The organism is Streptomyces sp. NPDC041796 (assembly GCF_055590785.1).
The window spans coordinates 14941-34646 of the sequence record NZ_JBVJAH010000020.1 but is presented as its reverse complement, the minus strand read 5'-3'; the positions used below and the strand labels follow the sequence as shown (position 1 = coordinate 34646).

At 72.1% G+C, this 19706-nt stretch carries 17 protein-coding genes and 1 riboswitch; of the genes, 9 read left to right on the top strand and 8 right to left on the bottom strand.

Annotated features, from left to right (window positions below):
• Nucleotides 1-221 precede the first annotated feature (221 nt).
• Nucleotides 222-512, bottom strand: coding sequence for a chorismate mutase (locus tag ACZ6C1_RS31030; protein ID WP_469245476.1), 291 nt, complete (start codon nt 510-512; stop codon nt 222-224).
• 308 nt (nt 513-820) lie between these two features.
• On the opposite strand from ACZ6C1_RS31030, the gene guaA reads away from it, so the two are divergent.
• The gene (gene guaA, locus ACZ6C1_RS31025; protein WP_469245474.1) at nt 821-2404 is read left to right on the top strand and encodes a glutamine-hydrolyzing GMP synthase; all 1584 of its coding nucleotides are present in this window, start codon (nt 821-823) and stop codon (nt 2402-2404) included.
• A gap of 30 nt (nt 2405-2434) precedes the next feature.
• Here the strand turns inward: guaA and ACZ6C1_RS31020 are convergent, their stop codons facing one another.
• Nucleotides 2435-2899, bottom strand: coding sequence for a cupin domain-containing protein (locus ACZ6C1_RS31020; protein ID WP_469245472.1), 465 nt, complete (start codon nt 2897-2899; stop codon nt 2435-2437).
• Between the two features lie 76 nt (nt 2900-2975).
• On the opposite strand from ACZ6C1_RS31020, the gene ACZ6C1_RS31015 reads away from it, so the two are divergent.
• The 3 genes from ACZ6C1_RS31015 to ACZ6C1_RS31005 all read left to right on the top strand — a co-directional run bounded on the left by ACZ6C1_RS31015 (nt 2976) and on the right by ACZ6C1_RS31005 (nt 5788).
• Nucleotides 2976-3770 (top strand): class II aldolase/adducin family protein, encoded by a 795-nt coding sequence (locus tag ACZ6C1_RS31015; RefSeq protein ID WP_469245470.1) that lies wholly within the window; start codon nt 2976-2978, stop codon nt 3768-3770.
• Nucleotides 3771-3904: 134 nt separating this feature from the next.
• Nucleotides 3905-5134, top strand: a complete 1230-nt coding sequence (locus ACZ6C1_RS31010) for a hypothetical protein (RefSeq protein ID WP_469245468.1) — start codon at nt 3905-3907, stop codon at nt 5132-5134.
• Nucleotides 5135-5269: 135 nt separating this feature from the next.
• Complete coding sequence (locus ACZ6C1_RS31005; RefSeq protein ID WP_469245587.1) at nt 5270-5788, top strand: DoxX family protein; 519 nt, start codon at nt 5270-5272, stop codon at nt 5786-5788.
• Here the strand turns inward: ACZ6C1_RS31005 and ACZ6C1_RS31000 are convergent.
• Nucleotides 5695-6003 carry a hypothetical protein gene (locus ACZ6C1_RS31000; RefSeq protein WP_469245466.1) on the bottom strand — a complete coding sequence of 103 codons (309 nt, stop codon included), beginning with the start codon at nt 6001-6003 and terminating at the stop codon, nt 5695-5697. The genes ACZ6C1_RS31005 and ACZ6C1_RS31000 overlap by 94 nt on opposite strands.
• Nucleotides 5990-7291 carry a PspC domain-containing protein gene (locus ACZ6C1_RS30995; protein WP_469245464.1) on the bottom strand — a complete coding sequence of 434 codons (1302 nt, stop codon included), beginning with the start codon at nt 7289-7291 and terminating at the stop codon, nt 5990-5992. The genes ACZ6C1_RS31000 and ACZ6C1_RS30995 overlap by 14 nt, the downstream gene beginning before the upstream one ends.
• A 162-nt stretch (nt 7292-7453) precedes the next feature.
• Here ACZ6C1_RS30995 and ACZ6C1_RS30990 point away from each other — a divergent pair, with 162 nt between their 5' ends.
• From ACZ6C1_RS30990 to ACZ6C1_RS30980, 3 genes are all read left to right on the top strand, one after another.
• On the top strand, nt 7454-8728 hold the full coding sequence (locus ACZ6C1_RS30990; RefSeq protein WP_469245463.1) for a PspC domain-containing protein: 1275 nt from the start codon (nt 7454-7456) through the stop codon (nt 8726-8728).
• Nucleotides 8725-9417, top strand: coding sequence for a LuxR C-terminal-related transcriptional regulator (locus tag ACZ6C1_RS30985; protein WP_469245462.1), 693 nt, complete (start codon nt 8725-8727; stop codon nt 9415-9417). The genes ACZ6C1_RS30990 and ACZ6C1_RS30985 overlap by 4 nt, the downstream gene beginning before the upstream one ends.
• Nucleotides 9418-9515: 98 nt before the next feature.
• On the top strand, nt 9516-10877 hold the full coding sequence (locus ACZ6C1_RS30980; protein ID WP_469245460.1) for an alpha/beta hydrolase: 1362 nt from the start codon (nt 9516-9518) through the stop codon (nt 10875-10877).
• Between the two features lie 263 nt (nt 10878-11140).
• Here ACZ6C1_RS30980 and ACZ6C1_RS30975 read toward each other — a convergent pair whose 3' ends face one another.
• Nucleotides 11141-12166, bottom strand: coding sequence for a C40 family peptidase (locus tag ACZ6C1_RS30975; protein WP_469245458.1), 1026 nt, complete (start codon nt 12164-12166; stop codon nt 11141-11143).
• A gap of 233 nt (nt 12167-12399) precedes the next feature.
• Here ACZ6C1_RS30975 and ACZ6C1_RS30970 point away from each other — a divergent pair, with 233 nt between their 5' ends.
• On the top strand, nt 12400-12753 hold the full coding sequence (locus ACZ6C1_RS30970) for a hypothetical protein (RefSeq protein ID WP_469245456.1): 354 nt from the start codon (nt 12400-12402) through the stop codon (nt 12751-12753).
• A 7-nt stretch (nt 12754-12760) separates the two neighbouring features.
• Here the strand turns inward: ACZ6C1_RS30970 and ACZ6C1_RS30965 are convergent, their stop codons facing one another.
• Together ACZ6C1_RS30965 and ACZ6C1_RS30960 are read right to left on the bottom strand one after the other, a co-directional pair.
• Nucleotides 12761-14068: a glycosyltransferase gene (locus ACZ6C1_RS30965; protein WP_469245454.1), complete on the bottom strand. Its 1308-nt coding sequence runs from the start codon at nt 14066-14068 to the stop codon at nt 12761-12763.
• Nucleotides 14069-14088: 20 nt separating this feature from the next.
• Nucleotides 14089-15288: a C40 family peptidase gene (locus tag ACZ6C1_RS30960; RefSeq protein WP_469245453.1), complete on the bottom strand. Its 1200-nt coding sequence runs from the start codon at nt 15286-15288 to the stop codon at nt 14089-14091.
• A riboswitch (cyclic di-AMP (ydaO/yuaA leader) is annotated at nt 15287-15454 on the bottom strand. (Overlaps the previous gene by 2 nt.)
• A 210-nt stretch (nt 15455-15664) precedes the next feature.
• Between ACZ6C1_RS30960 and pcrA the strand changes: the two genes are divergently transcribed.
• Entirely contained in the window at nt 15665-18127 is a 2463-nt protein-coding gene (pcrA, locus tag ACZ6C1_RS30955; protein WP_469245451.1) for a DNA helicase PcrA, read from the top strand.
• A gap of 22 nt (nt 18128-18149) precedes the next feature.
• Here pcrA and ACZ6C1_RS30950 read toward each other — a convergent pair whose 3' ends face one another.
• Nucleotides 18150-19598 (bottom strand): M23 family metallopeptidase, encoded by a 1449-nt coding sequence (locus tag ACZ6C1_RS30950; RefSeq protein ID WP_469245449.1) that lies wholly within the window; start codon nt 19596-19598, stop codon nt 18150-18152.
• Nucleotides 19599-19706: the final 108 nt, after the last annotated feature.

Sequence of the window (19706 nt, the reverse complement as noted above, 5' to 3'; positions counted from 1 at the left end):
CCCCGGAGCCGACCGCCTTTTCGGGTGACCGGGCTGCTGTCCCCTGCCGTCCGGTCACGCGCGCCGGGGCGAGGTCCCACGACGTACCCACGAGGTACGCCACACGCCCCAGCGGAGCCACGCGTGGTTTCTTCGGCCCGCCCCTGGCTGACACGGACACCCGGACCAACGAAGCCGTACGGGAGCGGTCACGCGCCGTACGGGTGAGAGCGCGCCCGAACTCAGATCCGGCCGCGGCACAGCTCCAGCATCGTCATCGCCAGCGACGTACCGGGCCTGCCCAGCGCGTCCCTGTAGTGGGCCAGCACCTCCATCTCGCGTGCCAGGTTCACGCGCCGGCCACCGGACGAGATCCGCGCCTCCTGGATGACGGCCGAGACGGCCATCCGTTCCTGGATGAGGCCGATGATCCGGTCGTCGAGCGCGTCGATGCGGTCACGCGCGCCCACGATCACGTCCGCCGCCTCGTCGGTGCGGGCGCCGGTCCTGTCGAGGGAGTCGAGTGCGGTCATGGCGGGGGCTCCTTTGGTGGGTGGGGCCCCGGGACCGGCGACAAGGTCCGGGAAAACGACAGGCGCCCCGGACCTTGTCGGCCCGGGGCGCCTGGGAAGTCGCTTGTCAGTGGCTCAAGCAGCACGACCATGGCAGCCGGACGGGCCCGGTGCCATAGGTAAAGACGAAGGTCGAGAGCTTGCGCATGCGGCCAGTATGGACCATCCACCCAGCGGGACGGGCGCGGGTTCGGATGGTGAGACAAAGGTTCCCCCGGCCACGCCGGTAGAATCGACATACAGACTCCTCCCGCCGGAAGGCCGCCGTAGTGTCATCAGCGAATCCCGCTGCCGCGCCCGACGCCGTACTCGTCGTCGACTTCGGCGCGCAGTACGCCCAGCTCATCGCCCGCCGCGTCCGTGAGGCCCGGGTCTACAGCGAGATCGTCCCGTCCACCATGCCGGTGGCCGAGATGCTGGCCAAGAACCCGAAGGCGATCATCCTCTCCGGCGGCCCGTCCTCCGTGTACGAGGAGGGCGCCCCCCAGCTCGACCGCGAGATCTTCGAGGCCGGCGTCCCCGTCTTCGGTATGTGCTACGGCTTCCAGCTGATGGCCACGACCCTCGGCGGCACCGTCGACAACACCGGCGCGCGCGAGTACGGCCGTACGCCCCTGCACGTCAGCAGGACGTCGTCCACCCTGTTCGAGGGCACCCCCGCCGAGCAGCCGGTGTGGATGTCGCACGGCGACGCCTGCTCCGCCGCCCCGGAGGGGTTCACCGTCACCGCGTCCACGGACGTCGTGCCGGTCGCGGCCTTCGAGAACGACGAGAAGAAGCTGTACGGCGTGCAGTACCACCCCGAGGTGATGCACTCCACGCACGGCCAGCAGATCCTGGAGCACTTCCTCTACCGCGGCGCCGGTCTGCGTCCCGACTGGACCACCGGCAATGTCATCGAGGAGCAGATCGAGGCGATCCGCGCCCAGGTCGGCGAGAAGCGCGCCATCTGCGGCCTGTCCGGCGGTGTGGACTCGGCAGTGGCCGCCGCCCTCGTGCAGAAGGCCATCGGCTCGCAGCTGACCTGTGTGTACGTGGACCACGGCCTGATGCGCAAGGGCGAGACCGAGCAGGTCGAGAAGGACTTCGTGGCCGCCACCGGCGTCCAGCTCAAGGTCGTCGACGCGCAGGAGCGGTTCCTCGAGGCGCTCGCCGGGGTCTCCGACCCCGAGGAGAAGCGGAAGATCATCGGCCGGGAGTTCATCCGGGTCTTCGAGCAGGCGCAGGCCGAGATCGTCGCCGAGGCGCCGGACGACCACCCCGTCGAGTTCCTCGTCCAGGGCACCCTCTACCCGGACGTCGTCGAGTCGGGCGGCGGCACCGGCACGGCGAACATCAAGTCCCACCACAACGTGGGCGGGCTTCCCGAGGACCTCGAGTTCAAGCTGATCGAGCCGCTGCGCAAGCTGTTCAAGGACGAGGTCCGGATGGTCGGCCAGGAGCTCGGCCTGCCGGAGGAGATCGTCCAGCGCCAGCCCTTCCCGGGCCCGGGCCTCGGTATCCGTATCGTCGGCGAGGTGACCAGGGAGCGGCTCGATCTGCTCCGCGAGGCCGACGCCATCGCCCGCGAGGAGCTGACGGCCGCCGGACTCGACCGCGACATCTGGCAGTGCCCCGTCGTGCTGCTCGCCGATGTCCGCTCGGTGGGCGTGCAGGGTGACGGGCGTACGTACGGGCACCCGATCGTGCTGCGGCCCGTGTCGTCCGAGGACGCCATGACGGCGGACTGGACGCGTATGCCGTACGACGTGCTGGCGAAGATCTCGACGCGGATCACCAACGAGGTGAAGGACGTCAACCGGGTCGTCCTCGACGTGACGTCGAAGCCGCCGGGCACCATCGAGTGGGAGTGACCCCACCACACGCCTGACCGGAGCCGTCGCCTACTTCCTGTGGGCGGCGGCTTCGAGCGTGAAGTCGTCGTAGTGGAAGCCCGGCGCGACGACGCACGTGACGAGGACCGGCTGGTCGCCCGCCGGTTCGGCCGCCTGCCAGGTGCCGGCCGGGACGAGGAGCTGGGGCTGTTCGCCGGTCTCGACGGACGGGCCCAGTACCAGCTCCCAGGGCTCGGACGGGGCGTCGCCCTCGCCGCCGAGCGAGAGGCGCAGCGGGCCGCCGCGGTGCCAGAGCCACAGCTCGTCGGAGCGCACACGGTGCCAGCGCGACCGTTCACCCGGGTGGAGCAGGAAGTAGATGCCGGTCGCGAAGGTGCGGGGGCCGGAGTAGCCCGCGGGTGTCGTCGAACCGGTCGTCTTCCAGGTCTCCCTGAACCAGCCGCCCTCGATGTGGGGTTGCAGTTCGAGGAGATCGACGAGGGGTGAGGGCAGGGTTCGGTCGTCGTCCGTCATGGGTGCATTCTGCTCCAGTCGCTCCCTCGGTGTGATCTCTCTGGTCAGTTGTCGTGACCGGCGGTAACTTCCGGCCATGAGTGAAGCCGAGGCACCCACGCCGGTCCCCGTCGAGCGGCTGCGCTTCGCGATGCCGCCGACGCACGCGTCCGTCGCCGAGGAGCGGGCGTACCGCAAGCAGCGGCTGGCGGGGGCGCTGCGCCTGTTCGCGCGGTTCGGGTACGAGGAGGGCGTCTCCGGTCACCTCACCGCGCGGGACCCCGAGTTCCCCGACTGCTTCTGGGTCAACCCCTTCGGTGAGCCGCTCGCCGGCCTCACCGCCCGGGACCTGATCCTGGTCAATGGAGAGGGCCAGGTCGTCGAGGGCACCGAGCACGTCAACCAGGCGGCGTTCACCGTGCACGCCGAGGTGCACCGGGCGCGGCCCGACGTCGTGGCGGTGGCGCACACCCACTCCACGTACGGCCGGGCGCTGGCCGCGCTCGGGGAGCTGCTCGAGCCGATCACCCAGGAGGCGTGCGCGTTCTACGAGGACCATTGCCTGTACGACGCGTACACGGGTGTCGTCGTGGACGCCGCCGAAGGGCGCCGGATCGCGGCCGCGCTCGGGGGCCGCAAGGCGATCGTGCTGCGCAACCACGGGCTGCTGACGGTCGGGGACTCGGTCGACGCGGCGGCCTGGTGGTTCATCACCATGGAGCGGTGCAGCCGGGTGCAGCTCGCGGCGCGCGCGGCGGGGAAGCCCGTGCCGATCGAGCACCGGGAGGCGGTCGCGACACGGGAGCGGCTCGGCAGTGATCTGGTGGCGTGGATCAATTATCAGCCGTTGTGGCGGCAGATCAGTCGCTCCGAGCCCGAACTCCTGTCGTAAACGGTCAAGTGGGAGGCGGTGATTTCACTCCTGTGGGAGGTGTGGGCGGGGCGCGGGCCATGGTGTTCATAGGAAAGAATTCCTTTTCCCTGTCGGGTGGTTGAGGCGCCGGTTGAGACACGGAAGGGGCCGCCATGGCGGTGCACGAGGCGAGGCGGTGCGGTGGTTGTACGACGCACGGGGCGCGCGAGGAGCACCGGCGGGCGGTGGCCGCGTTCCGGGCCCGGCGCGACCGGTTGGCGGTGGGGGAGGGCGTCCCGCACCTCCCTGACGGCGCGTCACGGCGGTGGGTGTCCGACGAGCTCGGCCGGCACGCGCGGACGGTCGCCGAGCGGGGCCGGGCGCTCGGCGAGGCGTGGCCCCAGGCGGTGTGGCGCGGAACGCTGTACGCGGTGTGGGGCACCGTCACGGCGCTGGCGGCCCTCGTGTCGGCGGCGCACGCGGTCGCCGCGCAGGACGGCGGAGGATGGACCGGGGCGCGGACGGCGGGGCTGGGCGCCGCGATATGCGTGGCCGCCCTGCTGACCGGCGCGGCACGGGTGCACCGGGCGCACGGAGGGCTCCTCGCGCCCCTGATCGGCGAGGACAACCGGCTGTCGACGTCCAGGACGGTCGCCGGCGGGTGGGTGCTCCTCACGGTCTTCGCGGCGCTCCACCTCACCCTCCAAGGTGCCGCCCGCGGTGCGGTCCGGCTGGAGGGGGGCGACCGGCTGCTGACCGTGCTCGCCCTGGTGTGCGCCGTGGCCGTCGCCGTACGCAAGGTGGTGACCGCGCGGATCCTGCGGCAGCGGGTGCAGAAGCTGCGCGCCGAGCGGCCGCGCGCCGCCGACGTGCTGTGCGACGACGCGGGGCGCGGCAGCCTCGCCGACGCGCAGTACGTCCTGGTCTCGGCGTTCGCGGTGCTGTTCGCCGCCGCCCGGCTGGTCCGGCGACCCGGCGAGCTGCCCCAGTTGCCGTGGGCGCTGGTCGCCCTGGTGGCGCTCTCGGCCGCCACCTACCTGGCCGCCAAGTGCGCCGAGGGCGTCCGCCCGGTCATCCTCTCCGTGGTGCGCGCCCCGGAGGCCGGCGCCCCGGACGCCCCGATCCGTACGGGCGACGACATCGAGATCCGGGGCGCCGGCTTCGTACCGCCCGGCGCGGCGAGCCCCGCGCACCTCACCCGGACGGTCGTCCGCATCGGGCCGGTCCACGTCCACGTGCCGCTCGTCCCCGCCCCGGGCGGCTTCACCAACCCCACCGACACCACCCTCACCGTTCCGGTCCCGGCGGACGTGCCCCCCGGATGGACGGACGTCCAGGTCGTCACCGCATCCGGAGCGGTGACGAACCGCGTCGTCATCGACGTGGCGGCCGGCCGCTCCTGAACCGGCTCGCCGGTGACCGCACCGGCGCGCCGGGCAGGCCGCTCCTGAACCGGTCCCCCGTCCGCCGCGTATCCATGGGCGGGAACGCCGAGGAGAATCGGTTTCGGGGACAGCCGTGTGAGAGGCAGGCCGGCGATGACGCACACCTACCGGACGACAGCGACCTACGGGAACGGCGGCGAGCCGCCCGGCTGGAAGGCGACCGCCACCCGGTACGCGCTGCTGCCGCTGCGGGTCTTCCTCGGCGTCACCTTCATCTACGCCGGGCTCGACAAGATCACCGACGACCGCTTCATGGCGGCGTCCGGGACCGGCTCGGTCGGCGAGATGATGCGGTCCGTCCGGGACTCCTCGGCCGTGCCCTGGCTCGTCGACCTGGCGCTGAAGAACCCGGAGGGGTTCGGATACGCCATCGCCTTCGGTGAGCTGGCGGTCGGCCTCGGCACGCTCGTGGGGCTGCTGGCGCGGCTCGCCGCGCTGGGCGGGGCGCTCATCTCACTGAGCCTGTGGCTGACCGTGAGCTGGCAGTCCGACCCCTACTACTACGGCAACGACCTCGTCTACCTGATGGCGTGGTTGCCGCTCGTGCTGGCCGGTGCCCCGATGCTGTCGCTCGACGCGGCCCTGGCGGCCCGGCGCCGGCGGGCGCGGTAGCCGGTCCAGGCGGCGATGCCCGACAGGACCGACCCCCCGCACAGCAGGGGCAGCACCGCGTACCAGGCCGTGTGCCAGGCTCCGGCCGCGTCGCCCGCGTACAGCGCCGCGATGCCCAGACCGGTGAGGCCCAGGACCAGCCGGCCCGGGTGGAACTCATGGCGCCACCGGCTCCGCTCCTCGGGGCGGGACCCGGGGTTCTCATGACGCGGCACGGGTGACCTCCACCTGTCCGAGATCGACCTCCAGGGTGAGGTCGAGGGTTCCTGCCGGAGCCGTGCCCCTGGGCGGGGCGATGGTGCGGTTCACCTCGCGGTCCGGGGCGATGTCGACGTCATCGGGCGGGTCGTCCGGGAGGCGCAGGTCGCCGAGCCCCACCGTGGCGTGGACCCTCACCGTGGCGTTCTCGGGGACGACGACGTGAAGGCGGCCCGCGCCGACCTCGGCGGTGGTGCGCGCCGTCTGCTTCGCGGGAACGGCCAGCCGGGACAGGTCCAGGGTGCCGACGCCGGTGTCCAGCTCGTACCGGGGGCGCAGGTCCGCCGCGGTCGCGGGCTTCCAGTCCGTGCGTATCCACTCCGTGTCGATCTGCCGGGGTATCAGCGACGCGCCCGCCAGCAGCACCGCCGTGACCACCGTCATGAAGACCGTGCCGGCACCCGTCCGCCCCACGAACGACCCGGCCACCAGACCGAGCGCGAACACCACCAGCGCGCACACCAGCCCGGTCTGGAGGCAGGTGCCGAGCGGCTGCGACCCCCAGGAAAGCCCGGTGCCGAGCCCGCCCGCCACCAGCGCCAGCAGGAAGACCGGGCCGCCGATGGAACGCGGGCCGGCGGCGGCCCGGCCGGCGGCGGCCCCCGCGCTCTTCGCGGGGCGCCGGAGGATCGCGTCCTCCACCCCCACGCCGTCCGCCGGCCCCCACAGGTACCCGAGCGGGACCGGCCCCGACGTACCGTCCTTGACGATCGGCTCACGCCACCACGAAGGGGACTCCGGCGGCGGCGGCGCCTTCGTCTCCGGCGGCGCGTCCGCCACCGTGTGCGCCGCCGGGGCCGCGACCGCCTCGTGGCCGTCGGCCAGCCTGCGCCGCTGCGACCAGACGGCCGCCCCGCTGACGGCGATGATCAGCAGGAGGGAGAAGGAGATCGTGCTGCCGTTGCCCAGCATCGACAGGAACAGACCGCAGCCCACCAGCGCCATGAGCAGCGCGATCAACGAGGCACCGTCGACCCGGCCCGACACCAGCCGCCGCGCCTCGTTCTCGTCGTCGCCCTCGGCCGTGATGAGCAGCCAGGCGAAGCCGTAGAAGACCAGACCGAGGCCCCCGGTCACGGCGAGCACTCCGATCGCGACCCGGAAGATCACCGGGTCGAGGTCGAAATGCCGCCCCAGCCCGCCGCACACCCCCGCCACGACCTTCCGCCGCGTGGTGCGCCGCAGCGGCGGGTGGGGTGGTCCTCCGTCGGCGGTCTCGGCGGGAGCGGGGGTCGTACGCGTCATAGGTCCATGGTGACGGCCCGTGAGCCCCGTCGGCACCTTCCGCGACCCTGGCCCGTCCCTGATATTGCCCCTGGGGCCGCTGCCCCGGGACGAGGGGATTCTCAGGGTCGGATGAGGGACGGCCCTGATGTCCGGCGCCGGCCGACGTGTGACGATCGGGGCATGCCAGTCGCCGCCCGCCAGCCCGAGACGACCGACGAGCCGCCCGTGCGCAAGCTCTACCGCAGCGCCGACGGGCGGATGCTCGGCGGTGTCGCGCGCGGACTGGCCGGGCATCTCGGGCTCCCCGTCATCTGGGTGCGGCTGGTCTTCCTCGCCCTGTTCCTCGCCGACGGCCTCGGGGTGCTGGTCTACGCCGTCTTCTGGATCGTCGTCCCGCTGGGTGTCGGCGGCCGGTCCACCGAACCGCGCTCCGTCTTCGCGACCGCGCCCGACGGGCGGCGCAGGCTCCGCAAGCCCGACAAGGGCCAGGTCGTGGCGCTCGTCGCGCTCACCGTCGGGGCGATCGGCTTCGTCACGAGCGTCGACCTCGGTGGCGACGCCAACCGGTATGTGTGGCCGGTCCTGCTCGTCGGCGTCGGCGTCGTCCTGGTGTGGCGGCAGGTGGACAACGCGCGCCGGGCCAGCTGGACCGAGCCGGGCAGCCGCAAGCGGATCTTCCAGCTCGTGCGAGGTCTCGCCGGTGTGGCGCTCGTCGGCATGGGCCTGACGGTGTTCATGGTGGTGCGGGGCTCGGCCGCCCAGCTCGGCACCGCGCTCACCGCCGCGATAGCCGTCCTCGCCGGGATGGCCCTGCTCGCCGGACCCTGGCTGGTGCGGATGTCGCAGGACCTCTCCGAGGAGCGCACCATGCGCATCCGCGCCCAGGAGCGGGCCGAGGTCGCCGCCCATGTGCACGACTCCGTCCTGCACACCCTCACCCTGATCCAGCGCAACGCCGACGACGCCGGCGAGGTCCGCCGGCTCGCCCGCGCGCAGGAGCGCGAGCTGCGCAACTGGCTGTACCGGCCGGAGGGCACCGGCAAGGACGAGGATCAGGAGCCCGAGACCCTGGCCGAGGCGGTCAAGAAGACCGCCGCCGAGGTCGAGGACGCGCACGGCGTACCCCTGGAGGTGGTGGTCGTCGGCGACTGCCCCCTCGACGAGGGACTGGCCGCACAGATGCAGGCCGCGCGTGAGGCCATGGTCAATGCCGCCAAGTACGGTGGCGAGGGAGGGGCGGTGCAGGTGTACGCGGAGGTGGAGGGCCGCACGGTCTTCGTGTCCGTACGGGACCGGGGTCCGGGCTTCGACCTCGATTCCGTACCCGCCGACCGGATGGGCGTACGAGAATCGATCATCGGGCGGATGCAGCGCAACGGCGGCACCGCGCGGCTGCGCTCGGTCCCCGGTGACGGCACCGAGGTGGAGCTGGAAATGGAGAGGGCGGACGGATGACCGACGAGACGACGACGGCAGGGGCGGGGCGCCGGGTGCGGGTCGTGCTGGTGGACGACCACCGGATGTTCCGCACCGGCGTACAGGCCGAGATCGGCCGGACCGAGACGACCGGCGTCCAGGTGGTCGGCGAGGCCGCCGACGTCGACCAGGCGGTCGCCGTGATCACTGCGACCCGCCCCGAGGTGGTCCTCCTCGACGTCCACCTGCCGGGCGGCGGCGGCGTGGAGGTGCTGCGCCGCTGCGCCGGCCTGATGACGGCCCCCGAGAACCCGGTGCGGTTCCTGGCCCTGTCCGTCTCGGACGCGGCGGAGGACGTCATCGGGGTCATCCGGGGCGGCGCGCGCGGCTACGTCACCAAGACGATCACCGGGACCGATCTGGTCGACTCCATCTTCCGTGTCCAGGAGGGTGACGCGGTGTTCTCGCCCCGCCTGGCCGGGTTCGTGCTGGACGCCTTCGCCTCGACGGACGCCCCGCCGGTCGACGAGGACCTGGACCGGCTCACCCAGCGGGAGCGGGAGGTGCTGCGGCTCATCGCGCGCGGATACGCGTACAAGGAGATCGCCAAGCAGCTCTTCATCTCGGTGAAGACGGTCGAGTCGCACGTCTCGGCGGTGCTGCGGAAGCTCCAGCTCTCCAACCGCCACGAGCTGACCCGCTGGGCGACGGCGCGCCGTCTGGTGTGACGGGGACCTCTCCGCGGATCCCGTCAGGCCTATTTGTGAGATAAACGGTACATAGGAGCGGCAACCAGTGCGGTGACGGTGCCCTCCTACTCACCGTGATGAGCCTGACAGGTACTCCCTTCCTCGTGACCTCGGTCGTCCTGGCCGTGATCGCCGTACTGCTGCCCCTGGCGCTGTGGAGCCGCGTGCGCGGCCCCGCCGTCGTCCGGGGCGTGACGCGGCTGGGCATGGTGGCCTTCGCACAGCTCACGGCGATCGTCGTGGTCTTCGTGGCGGTGAACAACGTCAACGGGCTCTACGACAGCTGGGACGACCTCCTGGGAACCAGCGACCACGTCGACACCGCCATCGACCTCGGCCCCGACGGCCTGGGCGGCAGACGCATAGCCGACCTGCCGAAGGTCAAGCAGACCTTCACGCCCGTCGACGACCCCACCGTGGGTACCGGTGTCCGGAAGACCACCCTGAACGGGGGGATATCCGGGGTGAAGGCCGAGGTGTACGTGTGGCTCCCGCCGCAGTACGACGACCCGGCGTACAAGGACAAGAAGTTCCCCGTCGTGGAGCTGCTCTCGGGCTTCCCCGGCTCGCCGAAGTCCTGGTTCGGCAGCATGCACGCCAACAAGCAGCTCGAACCGCTGATGAGGAACGGCACGGTCGAGCCCTTCATCCTCGTCGCGCCGCGCAGCAACGTCCTGGGCCACACCGACACCGGCTGCGCCAACGTCCCCGGCAAGGTCAACGCCGACTCCTGGCTGAGCGTCGACGTGCGCAAGATGGTCATCGACAATTTCCGCGCCGCCGACACGGCCGACGGCTGGGCCGTCGTCGGATTCTCGTCGGGGGCCCACTGCGCCACCAAGCTGACCATCGCCCACCCCGACCGCTACCGGTTCGGCGTCAGCATGTCCGGCTACAACGACCCGGCCGCCGAGCCCTCCTCGCTCACCGGGAAGGACCCCGAGCTGCGGCACGCCCACAACCCCCTCACCATGCTCAAGTCCGCTCCGGTGCCGCCGCGGGTCACGCTGCTCGTCACCGGCGACGGGGGCGACGGTTACCAGCAGGGCCTCGCGCTGCGGGAGGCGTCCAAGCCGCCGACACGCATCGACGTCCAGCAGGTCTACGGCGGTCACCGCGTCAGCACGTGGGTGCGGGAGGTGCCGTCGGTGTTCCAGTGGCTGACGCAGCAGTTCCGCGCCGAGGGCACGGGGGCCGACCGGGGCCAGGGTGCCGACGCGGGTGCGGGCGCGGATCGCACGGCCCCGGGCGCCGACGCGGGTGCCGGGCAGGAGCAGGGCCAGGATCAGGGCCAGGGCACTGGCCCGGGGCAGGGTTACGGGGACGGCACCGGGATGGCCGCGGGCGCGGGTGAAGGCGCCGGGAGCGGGACCGGTGCCGGGACCGGGACCGGGACTGCAACCCGGCCGGGAGCCGTGGCCGTCGGCGGTCGCCCGTAGCGGTCGGCTGCGGCCCGGGCCGGACCGGAGGCCCACGGCCCCGCCGCGCTGCGGGGCACGCGGGCGCGCTGCGGCTCGTCGACATCGGGCTCGCCCTGCCGTCGGTGCCGGACGTCGAGGCGCTCCAGCAGGAGCACGAGCACGAGGACGTGGCCCGGCCGCTGCCCGTCCCGGTGGGGGGCCGTCACGCGGTGGGCGCCGGTGTACGCGGGTCGCGTGCCGGCCGCCGGCGCACGCGGTGGCGCCGCCGCGCGGTGGGGCGCTCATGCCACGCGGGTCGCGCCCGCCCACGGCATCTCGTCGATCGGCGCGATCCGCACGGGGGCACCCGGCCTGGGGGCGTGGATCATCTTGCCGTCGCCGATGTAGAGGCCCACATGGCTGACGCCCGCGTAGAAGAACACCAGGTCGCCGGGGGCCAGCGCGGAGCGGGACACGCGCCGGCCGGTGTCGATCTGGCTGTACGTCGTGCGGGGCAGCGACACTCCGGCGGAGCGCCAGGCGGCCTGGGTGAGGCCCGAGCAGTCGAAGGCCGACGGCCCGGTGGCGCCCCACACGTACGGCTTGCCCAAGGCTCCGTACGCGTACGAGACAGCCTGCGCCGCGCGTGGGTTGGGAGCGGGGGCGGGGCCGCGGGGCGCGCCGTGCGAGGCGGGGACGGACGTGCCGTCGTACGCGGCGCGCTGGGCGGCGGTGAGCCGGGCGAGGAGATTCTCGGCGGCGGTGAGCCGGCTCCGGACGGTCGCCTTGTGCCGGGCCAGCTCGGCCTGCCGGGCCGTCAGGTCGCGCAGCCGGCCGGCCGCCTCGGCGCGCAGCCGGGCGAGCTCCGTGACCTGGCTCCGGGCGGCGGTGACGGCCGTGGCCTGGCGGTCGCCCACCCGGTCCGCGAGGGCGGCGCCCCGGAGGTACGCGTCGGGGTCGCTGGAGAGCGCAAGCTGGGCGGCCGGGTCGAGGCCGCCGCCGCCCCGGTACTGGGCCGTCGCCACGGAGCCGAGCGCGTTGCGGGCGGCGTTGAGGCGGGCGGTCCGGCGGGCGGCCTCGTCGCGCAGGGCGCCCAGGGCCGCCTCGGCCCGCTCCACCTCCTCCTTGGCCCCGTTGTACTTCTGGGTGGCCTCCTCCGCCTCCTGGTACAGCAGGTCGGCCTTGGCCTTCACCTGGCCGGGCGTGAGGTGGGGTTCGGCGTACCCGGAGCCTTCGAAGGCGGTGGCGGTGGCCGCCCCGGCGAGTGCCAGGGTGACGGCCGCGCGGCCGCTCAACGGCTGCTGCTTCGGTTTCCGGTGCGTTGCCACGGCGGCGGTCACTTCCCTTCGGCGGGGACGGGGCCTGGGGGAGGACGCTAAACCTGGGGGTCACGGTCGAGAGGCGGTATGACCGCAATTGGCCGCAGGTGAGGGTTCAGGAGCGTATTCCGCAAGAGCCCACCTGCTCGGAATCCCGCATTCCATATCACCTGCGACCGATGCGACGAATGAGGTGACCCTGGCCGGAGACCGGTGGTAACGCCCGGGCTAGGCTCCGCCCCATGGACGTACTCATCAATGTCTTCGTCGCGCTGCACATCATCGGTATCGCCGCTCTGCTGGGCGGCTTCATGACGCAGATGAAGGCGATGGGGGAGGGTGCGGCGCGTTTCGGCCCCGCGATGCTGCACGGCGCCCTGACCATGCTGCTCACGGGCGTGGTCCTGGTCGGGCTCAACCAGGCCGACGACCAGACCGTGAACAACGTCAAGATCGGTGTGAAGCTGGCCATCCTGGTCGTCATCCTCGGCCTGGTCTACGTCAAGCGGGACGAGGAGCGGGTCGACAAGGCGGTTTTCGGGGCCGTCGGCGGCCTGACCATGGTGAACATCTTCATCGCCACGCTCTGGACCTGATCGCCCGTCAGGCGCCCCGGGCGGCCGCCTCCTCGATGAGCTCGGCCGCCCGCCGCAGCCCGTCCCGTTCGCGGATCACCGCACCCGTCGCCGCCAGCCGCTCGCGCAGGGACGTGTCGCCGAGCAGCCGCTCCAGGGCCCCGGTCAGTTCCTCGTCCGTGAACCGGTAGGTGTCCAGCCGGACGCCGAAGCCCAGCTCCTGCATGCGCTGCGCGTTGTCGTACTGGTCCCAGAACAGCGGCAGCACGATCATCGGCTTCCCGAAGTGCAGCGCCTCCGTCGTCGTGTTGTTGCCGCCGTGCGTGATCACCAGGTCGACCAGGGGAAGGACCGACGTCTGGGGCAGGAATTCCGCGCCCCACATGTTCGGCGCCAGCTCGATCTCGGCGTGCAGCGGCCCCTTGGAGACGATGTAGCGGTACGGCGTCCGCGCCAGGACCCCGATCACGCGGCGCATCAGTTCCACGTCCGCGGATCCCAGGGAGCCGAGCGAGAAGTAGATCAACGGCGGCTCGCCGTCCGCCCCGGAGGGCGCGAGCTCCGGCGGCAGGACGAAGTCCTCGTCCGTCTCCCGTACGCACGAGTCCAGCCGGTGCCAGTGCGGCGGCAGCACGCGCGCGTAGTCGGCCGCCTCGGGATACACGTACAGATTCGTCCCGGCCTCGTGGATGAACTCCAGCTCGGGCAGGGGCGGCGCCCCCTGCTCGGCCACCCAGGTGCTGAAGTCGGCCCACAGCTCCCGGTGCGTACGGTCGTACTCGGCCCGGAAGGCCGCCCAGCCGGAATCGTCGCCCGCCGGGTAGCCGGAGAAGGCCGGCGGGACGCCCGGACTCCTGATCTCCAGCGGGTTGCAGGAGACGATGCGTACGAACGGCACTCCGGCGGTCAGCAGGGCGGGGAACGCCACCACGTTGTCCTCGACGATCACGTCCGGGCGCACCCGCTCGACGACCGCCTTCAGCTGCGGCTCGCAGTGGCGGGCGCCCGAGACCAGCTCCGTCCGGACCGGTCTGATCCAGGTGCCGAGCTGCTCGAAGGTCGGCTTGCGGAACTCCGGAGCGGTGTCCCGCACGAAGTCCTTCCAGAACCGGCCCGCGTCCTCCTCCCCGTCCGGGGGAGGAGCGAGACGGACGAGGTCCTCCTCGAAGCCGAGCGCGCTCAGCCTCACCCTCCAGGACGCCTCCGCGGCGAACACCACCCGGTGGCCGCGGCGCCGCAGCACGTCCGCGATCCCGACGCAGTTGTTCGTCGGCCCGTACGCGCTCTCCGGTGCGAACAGGACGGTGAGCCGGCGGTCGGTCACGGTTCCCCCCATGTGATCCCCCTGTGCGGTCGTCAGGCCGGGCGCACGCCACTGTGGACGGGCATGCAGTGGATGGACTCCTCGCGCACGTTCGCCCCGGGACCCAGCGCGTGGATCATCTTCCCGTCGCCCTTGTAGATGCCGACGTGCCTGATGTCGTCGTAGAAGAACACCAGGTCGCCGGGGCGCAGGTCCTCCGTCGCGACCCGGGTGCCCGCCAGCACCTGGTCCCGGGCCGCACGGGGGAGGTCGACCCCCGCCGCCCGCCACGCGGCCTGGGTGAGCCCGGAACAGTCGTACGAGCTCGGGCCGGTCGCGCCCCACACGTACGGCTTGCCGATCTGCGCCTCGGCGAAGGCGAGCACCTCGCGGGCCTTGGCGGTGTAGCCACTGTCGTCGTCCGGCTGCTGGAGCTGGTGCTGATGCAGGTGATCCTGTTGTTCTTGCTGCCGCTGCTCCTCGGCCTTGCGGCGGGCGTCCTCCTGGCGCCCCCGCTCCTCCGCCGTCAGCCGCGCCAGCAGCGACCGAGCCTCGCCGAGCTTGCGCTGCACGGTCTGCTTGGCGGTGCGGAGGGAGGCCTGGGAGGCGGTGAGCGACTCCTGCTTCCGTGTCGCCTCCGCCTGCTGCCGGGCGGCCCCGGCCTCCACCCGCTGCTCCGTGACCTCGGCCTCGCCCCGCTGCGCCCGGTGGTCGGTGAGCGTCTCGTGCCGGTGGTCGGTGAGCGCCTCGTGCCGATGGCCGGTGAGCGTCTCGTGCCGGTGGTCCATGAGCCGGTCCACCGGCGGAGCCTGGTCCACGACCGCCTGCGGGCCGTCCGGGAAGACCAGCGACGTGGTCGGAGCCGACCCGCCCGACCCGTACCGCGTGGCCGCGTGGCTACCGAGGGGGCGGCGGGACTGCTCCGGCGCTTCCGTACGCCGGGCGGCGCCGGCGAGTGTCCCGCCGGCCTCGCGCCGCTGCTCGTCCGTGGCTTCCCTGGCCTTGCCGTACTGCTGCGTCGCCGTGCCCGCCTGCCGGTAGAGGTCGTCGACCTTTCTCTGAACCTCCTCGACCGTCGGCCCCCGGTCCTGGTCACCCGGGCCACCGGACGCCGCGGTCGCGCTCTGTGACGACAGGAACGTGACCGAGGCCAGGGCGGCGGCCGTCGTGACCCCGACGGCGGGGTGGTGGGCATGCAGGGTCTGCAAGGTGCGCGATGTGCGCGGCTTGCGATGCGACGCCAAGGTCGGCATCTCCTTCCGTGGACCGCCTACCGGGTCAGCTGTCAGGTTCGGGCGGAACGGAAGGTGCCCTACGGCCGTGCCCGAGCGGCTGCGGGCCGATTCACCTCGGTCGTACGTGGTGGGTCCCCGGTTCCGAACTGCCGTGGCGGCAGCACGGATTCGGCGTGGGCGATCCGACTGGCGTGGTTCGCCGAAGAGAGAACGGACCGCTTGGGCGAGCACGCTAGCCAACCTGTGGTGGTGCTGTGAAGGTTGATGTTCGATATGCCCGATACGTATTCGTGACCTTGGCGTGATGTCGTCGACGCGGTACGGAGCGTGACGAATCGGGCCTGTTCCCGGTTCGTCCACGGCTGTCAGTGGGGCGGCCTAGACTCGATAGGCGATGAGCAGCCTCTTTGACGACAGCTTCCTGGCGGACCTCCGGAACCACCCCTCCGAGGAGCCCCCGCCGCCCGAGGACTCCGAGGGCCCCGGGCACGGCCCGGCCGCGGAGGAGGTCCCGCACGACCTCTTCGGGGACCGCTTCGACGTGCCCCCGGCCCGGGACACCCACTACCGCGACGGTGCCCCGCGTCCCGTCGTGGACCCCGCCGCGCTGCTGGAGGGGCTGAACGAGCAGCAGCGCGCCGCCGTCGTGCACACCGGCTCGCCGCTGCTCATTGTCGCCGGCGCCGGCTCCGGCAAGACCCGGGTGCTGACCCACCGCATCGCCCACCTGCTGGGCACCCGGCACGTCCACCCCGGGCAGATACTGGCGATCACCTTCACCAACAAGGCCGCCGGTGAGATGAAGGAGCGCGTCGAGCAGCTCGTCGGCCCGCGCGCCAACGCCATGTGGGTCATGACCTTCCACAGCGCGTGCGTCCGCATCCTGCGCCGCGAGTCCAAGAAGCTCGGCTTCACGTCGTCCTTCTCCATCTACGACGCCGCCGACTCCAAGCGGCTGATGGCGCTGGTCTGCCGCGATCTCGACCTCGACCCCAAGCGCTTCCCGCCGAAGTCGTTCAGCGCCAAGATCTCGAACCTGAAGAACGAGCTGATCGACGAGGAGGCCTTCGCCGACCAGGCCGCCGACGGGTTCGAGAAGACGCTCGCCGAGGCGTACCGGATGTACCAGGCACGGCTGCGCGAGGCCAACGCCCTGGACTTCGACGACATCATCATGACGACGGTCCACCTGCTCCAGGCGTTCCCGGACGTCGCCGAGCACTACCGCCGCCGCTTCCGCCACGTGCTCGTCGACGAGTACCAGGACACCAACCACGCCCAGTACACGCTCGTACGCGAACTGGTGGGCACCGGTTACGAGGACCTGGACCCGGCCGAGCTGTGCGTCGTGGGCGACGCCGACCAGTCGATCTACGCCTTCCGCGGCGCCACCATCCGCAACATCCTCCAGTTCGAGGAGGACTACCCGGACGCGACCACGATCCTGCTGGAGCAGAACTACCGCTCCACGCAGACCATCCTCTCCGCCGCCAACGCGGTCATCGAGCGCAATGAGAGCCGCCGCCCCAAGAACCTGTGGACCAACGCAGGCGAGGGCGCCCGGATCATCGGGTACGTCGCGGACACCGAGCACGACGAGGCGCAGTTCGTCGCCGACGAGATCGACCGGCTGACGGACGCGGGCGACGCCAGGGCCGGCGACGTCGCCGTCTTCTATCGGACGAACGCCCAGTCCCGTGTCTTCGAGGAGATCTTCATCCGCGTCGGCCTGCCGTACAAGGTCGTCGGCGGCGTCCGCTTCTACGAACGCAAGGAAGTCCGGGACGTGCTGGCCTACCTGCGCGTCCTGGCCAACCCCGAGGACAACGTCCCGCTGCGCCGCATCCTCAACGTCCCCAAGCGCGGCATCGGCGAGCGCGCCGAGGCGATGATCGACGCACTGGCGCTGCGCGAGAAGATCACCTTCCCGCAGGCGCTGCGCCGCGTCGACGAGGCGTACGGCATGGCCGCCCGGTCGGCGAACGCCGTGAAGCGGTTCAACACGCTCATGGAGGAGCTCCGCACCATCGTGGACTCGGGCGCCGGCCCGGCGGTGGTGCTGGAGGCCGTCCTGGAGCGCACGGGATACCTCGCCGAGCTCCAGGCCTCCACCGACCCGCAGGACGAGACCCGCATCGAGAACCTCCAGGAGCTCGCCGCCGTCGCCCTCGAGTTCGAGCAGGAGCGCGGCGAGGAGCCCGGCACCCTGGCCGAGTTCCTGGAGCAGGTCGCGCTCGTCGCCGACTCCGACCAGATCCCGGACGAGGACGAGGAGGGGTCCGGTGTCATCACGCTGATGACCCTGCACACCGCCAAGGGCCTGGAGTTCCCGGTGGTGTTCCTGACCGGCATGGAGGACGGTGTCTTCCCGCACATGCGTGCCCTCGGCCAGACCAAGGAGCTGGAGGAGGAGCGGCGGCTGGCGTACGTGGGCATCACGCGTGCCCGCGAGCGGCTCTATCTGACGCGGTCGTCGATGCGCAGCGCGTGGGGGCAGCCCTCGTACAACCCGCCCTCGCGGTTCCTGGAGGAGATCCCCGGACAGCACCTGGAGTGGAAGCGCACGGGTGCGATGGCCAAGCCCGCCGGGCCGACGTCCGGCATCGCGTCGTCGCTGTCGTCGTCACTGTCGTCGAGGTCGCGGGCCGGCGGCCCCTCCGGCTTCGCCACCCGGCGTACGACGGACAAGCCGGTGATCTCCCTGGCGGTCGGGGACCGGGTGACGCACGACCAGTTCGGGCTCGGGACCGTCATGGCGGTGACGGGAGCGGGCGGGGACGCGCAGGCGACGATCGACTTCGGGGACGAGAAGCCGAAGCGGCTGCTGCTGCGGTACGCGCCGGTCGAGAAGCTGTAGGCCGCTCGGAAAGCCGTAGCGGTCAGGAGGTCGGGTCGAGGCCGTGGCTGCGCAGCCACGGCAGCGGGTCGATCGCGGCGCCGCCGCCGGGCCGTACCTCGAAGTGCAGGTGCGGTCCGGTGGAGTTGCCGGAGTTGCCCGAGTAGGCGATGACCTCGCCGGCCTTGACCTCGCCGGACCGGATCTTGGTGCTGCTGAGGTGGCAGTACCAGGTCTCGGTGCCGTCCTTGGCGGTCACGATCGCCATGTTCCCGTAGGCGCTGTTCCACTGGGTGCGCACGGTGCCGTCGGTCGCGGCCATGACGGGGGTCCCGTACTGGACGGGGAAGTCGATACCGGTGTGCAGGGACATCCAGTTGACGCCCGCCTGCCCGTACTGGGCGCTGAGCTGGTGCAGGCCGACGGGGAGGGCGAACTTGGGGCGCAGCGCCTCGCGGCGGGCCGCCTCCTCCTCGCGCTTCTTGCGCTCCGCCTCCTGGCGCGCCTTGAGGTCGATGCGCTCCTGGGTGCGGCTCGCGCGGTCACCGAAGTCGCGGGCGTCGGCGCTGAGCGCGGCAAGCTGGGTGTCCAGCTCGCTGTTGGCGACGACCGGCTGGACCGAGGCCGGGTCGGCGGCGGTCACCGTCTTCTCGTCGCTCTTGGTCTCGCCGGTGGCGCTGCCCGTGAGGCCGCTGACGGACGCGGCGGCGATACCGGCGACGCCCATCACACAGGCGGAGGGCATGGCGACGGTGAGGAGCGCGGAACGTTTGGCAGGGGTCCGGCGGCGGCCGCGGCTGCCGCCACCGCCTCCGCCGGAACGGCGGCTGGGCCGGGGGGCGGCGACGGGTGCGAGTGCGGTTTCGGTGAGGCTCTCGTGCAGGTCCTCGGGCTCCGCCCCGGAATCGGGCTCGGCCGAGGGTTCGTCGTCGGGGCCGAGCTCGTACTCCGGTTCCGCCTCGGCGGCGGACTCGTGCGCCGACGGGGACTCCGCGAGGGGTTCCGGCGCGGGGAGCTGGTCCGCGGCCGCGTAGTCGTACTGCTCGGGGACGGTGAACGTCTCGGTCGGCGCGGCGGCGTAGTTCCAGGCGGTGGCGTCGTAGGCGCCGGTCTCGAAGGAGGTGGCGGCCGTGGTCGCCCCCGGGGTGCCGTTCCACTGGCCGGTGGTGTCGTACGCGCTCGCCTCGCTCCAGGCGCTCGCGTCCCACTGGCCGGTGTGGGCCGAGTACTCGACGTAGCCGGTGGTGTCCGTGGTGGCCCACTGCTGGGTGGCGGCGGCCCACTGGGTGCTGTCGTACTGGCCGCTGTGGTCGGCGGTGTAGCCGACGTGGTAACTGCCGCTGCTTTCGTAGGTGTTCTCGTATGTGCCGGGAAGGGCACCGAAGAGTGGATCGGTGGCGAAGCTGCCGGTGTCCAGGCTGCCGGTCTCGAAGCTGCCCGTGGAATACGCGTCGTCTCCGACGTACCCGGCGTGGGGGTGCTGGTCGTTCACCAACTTCTCTCTCGCCTCGGCAGCAGGACCAGATCTGGGGAGGCCCCGGCGACGGGGACCCAGAGGGGAAAGCAGTGGGCGCGACTGTACCCGGCGGTACGCGCAAGC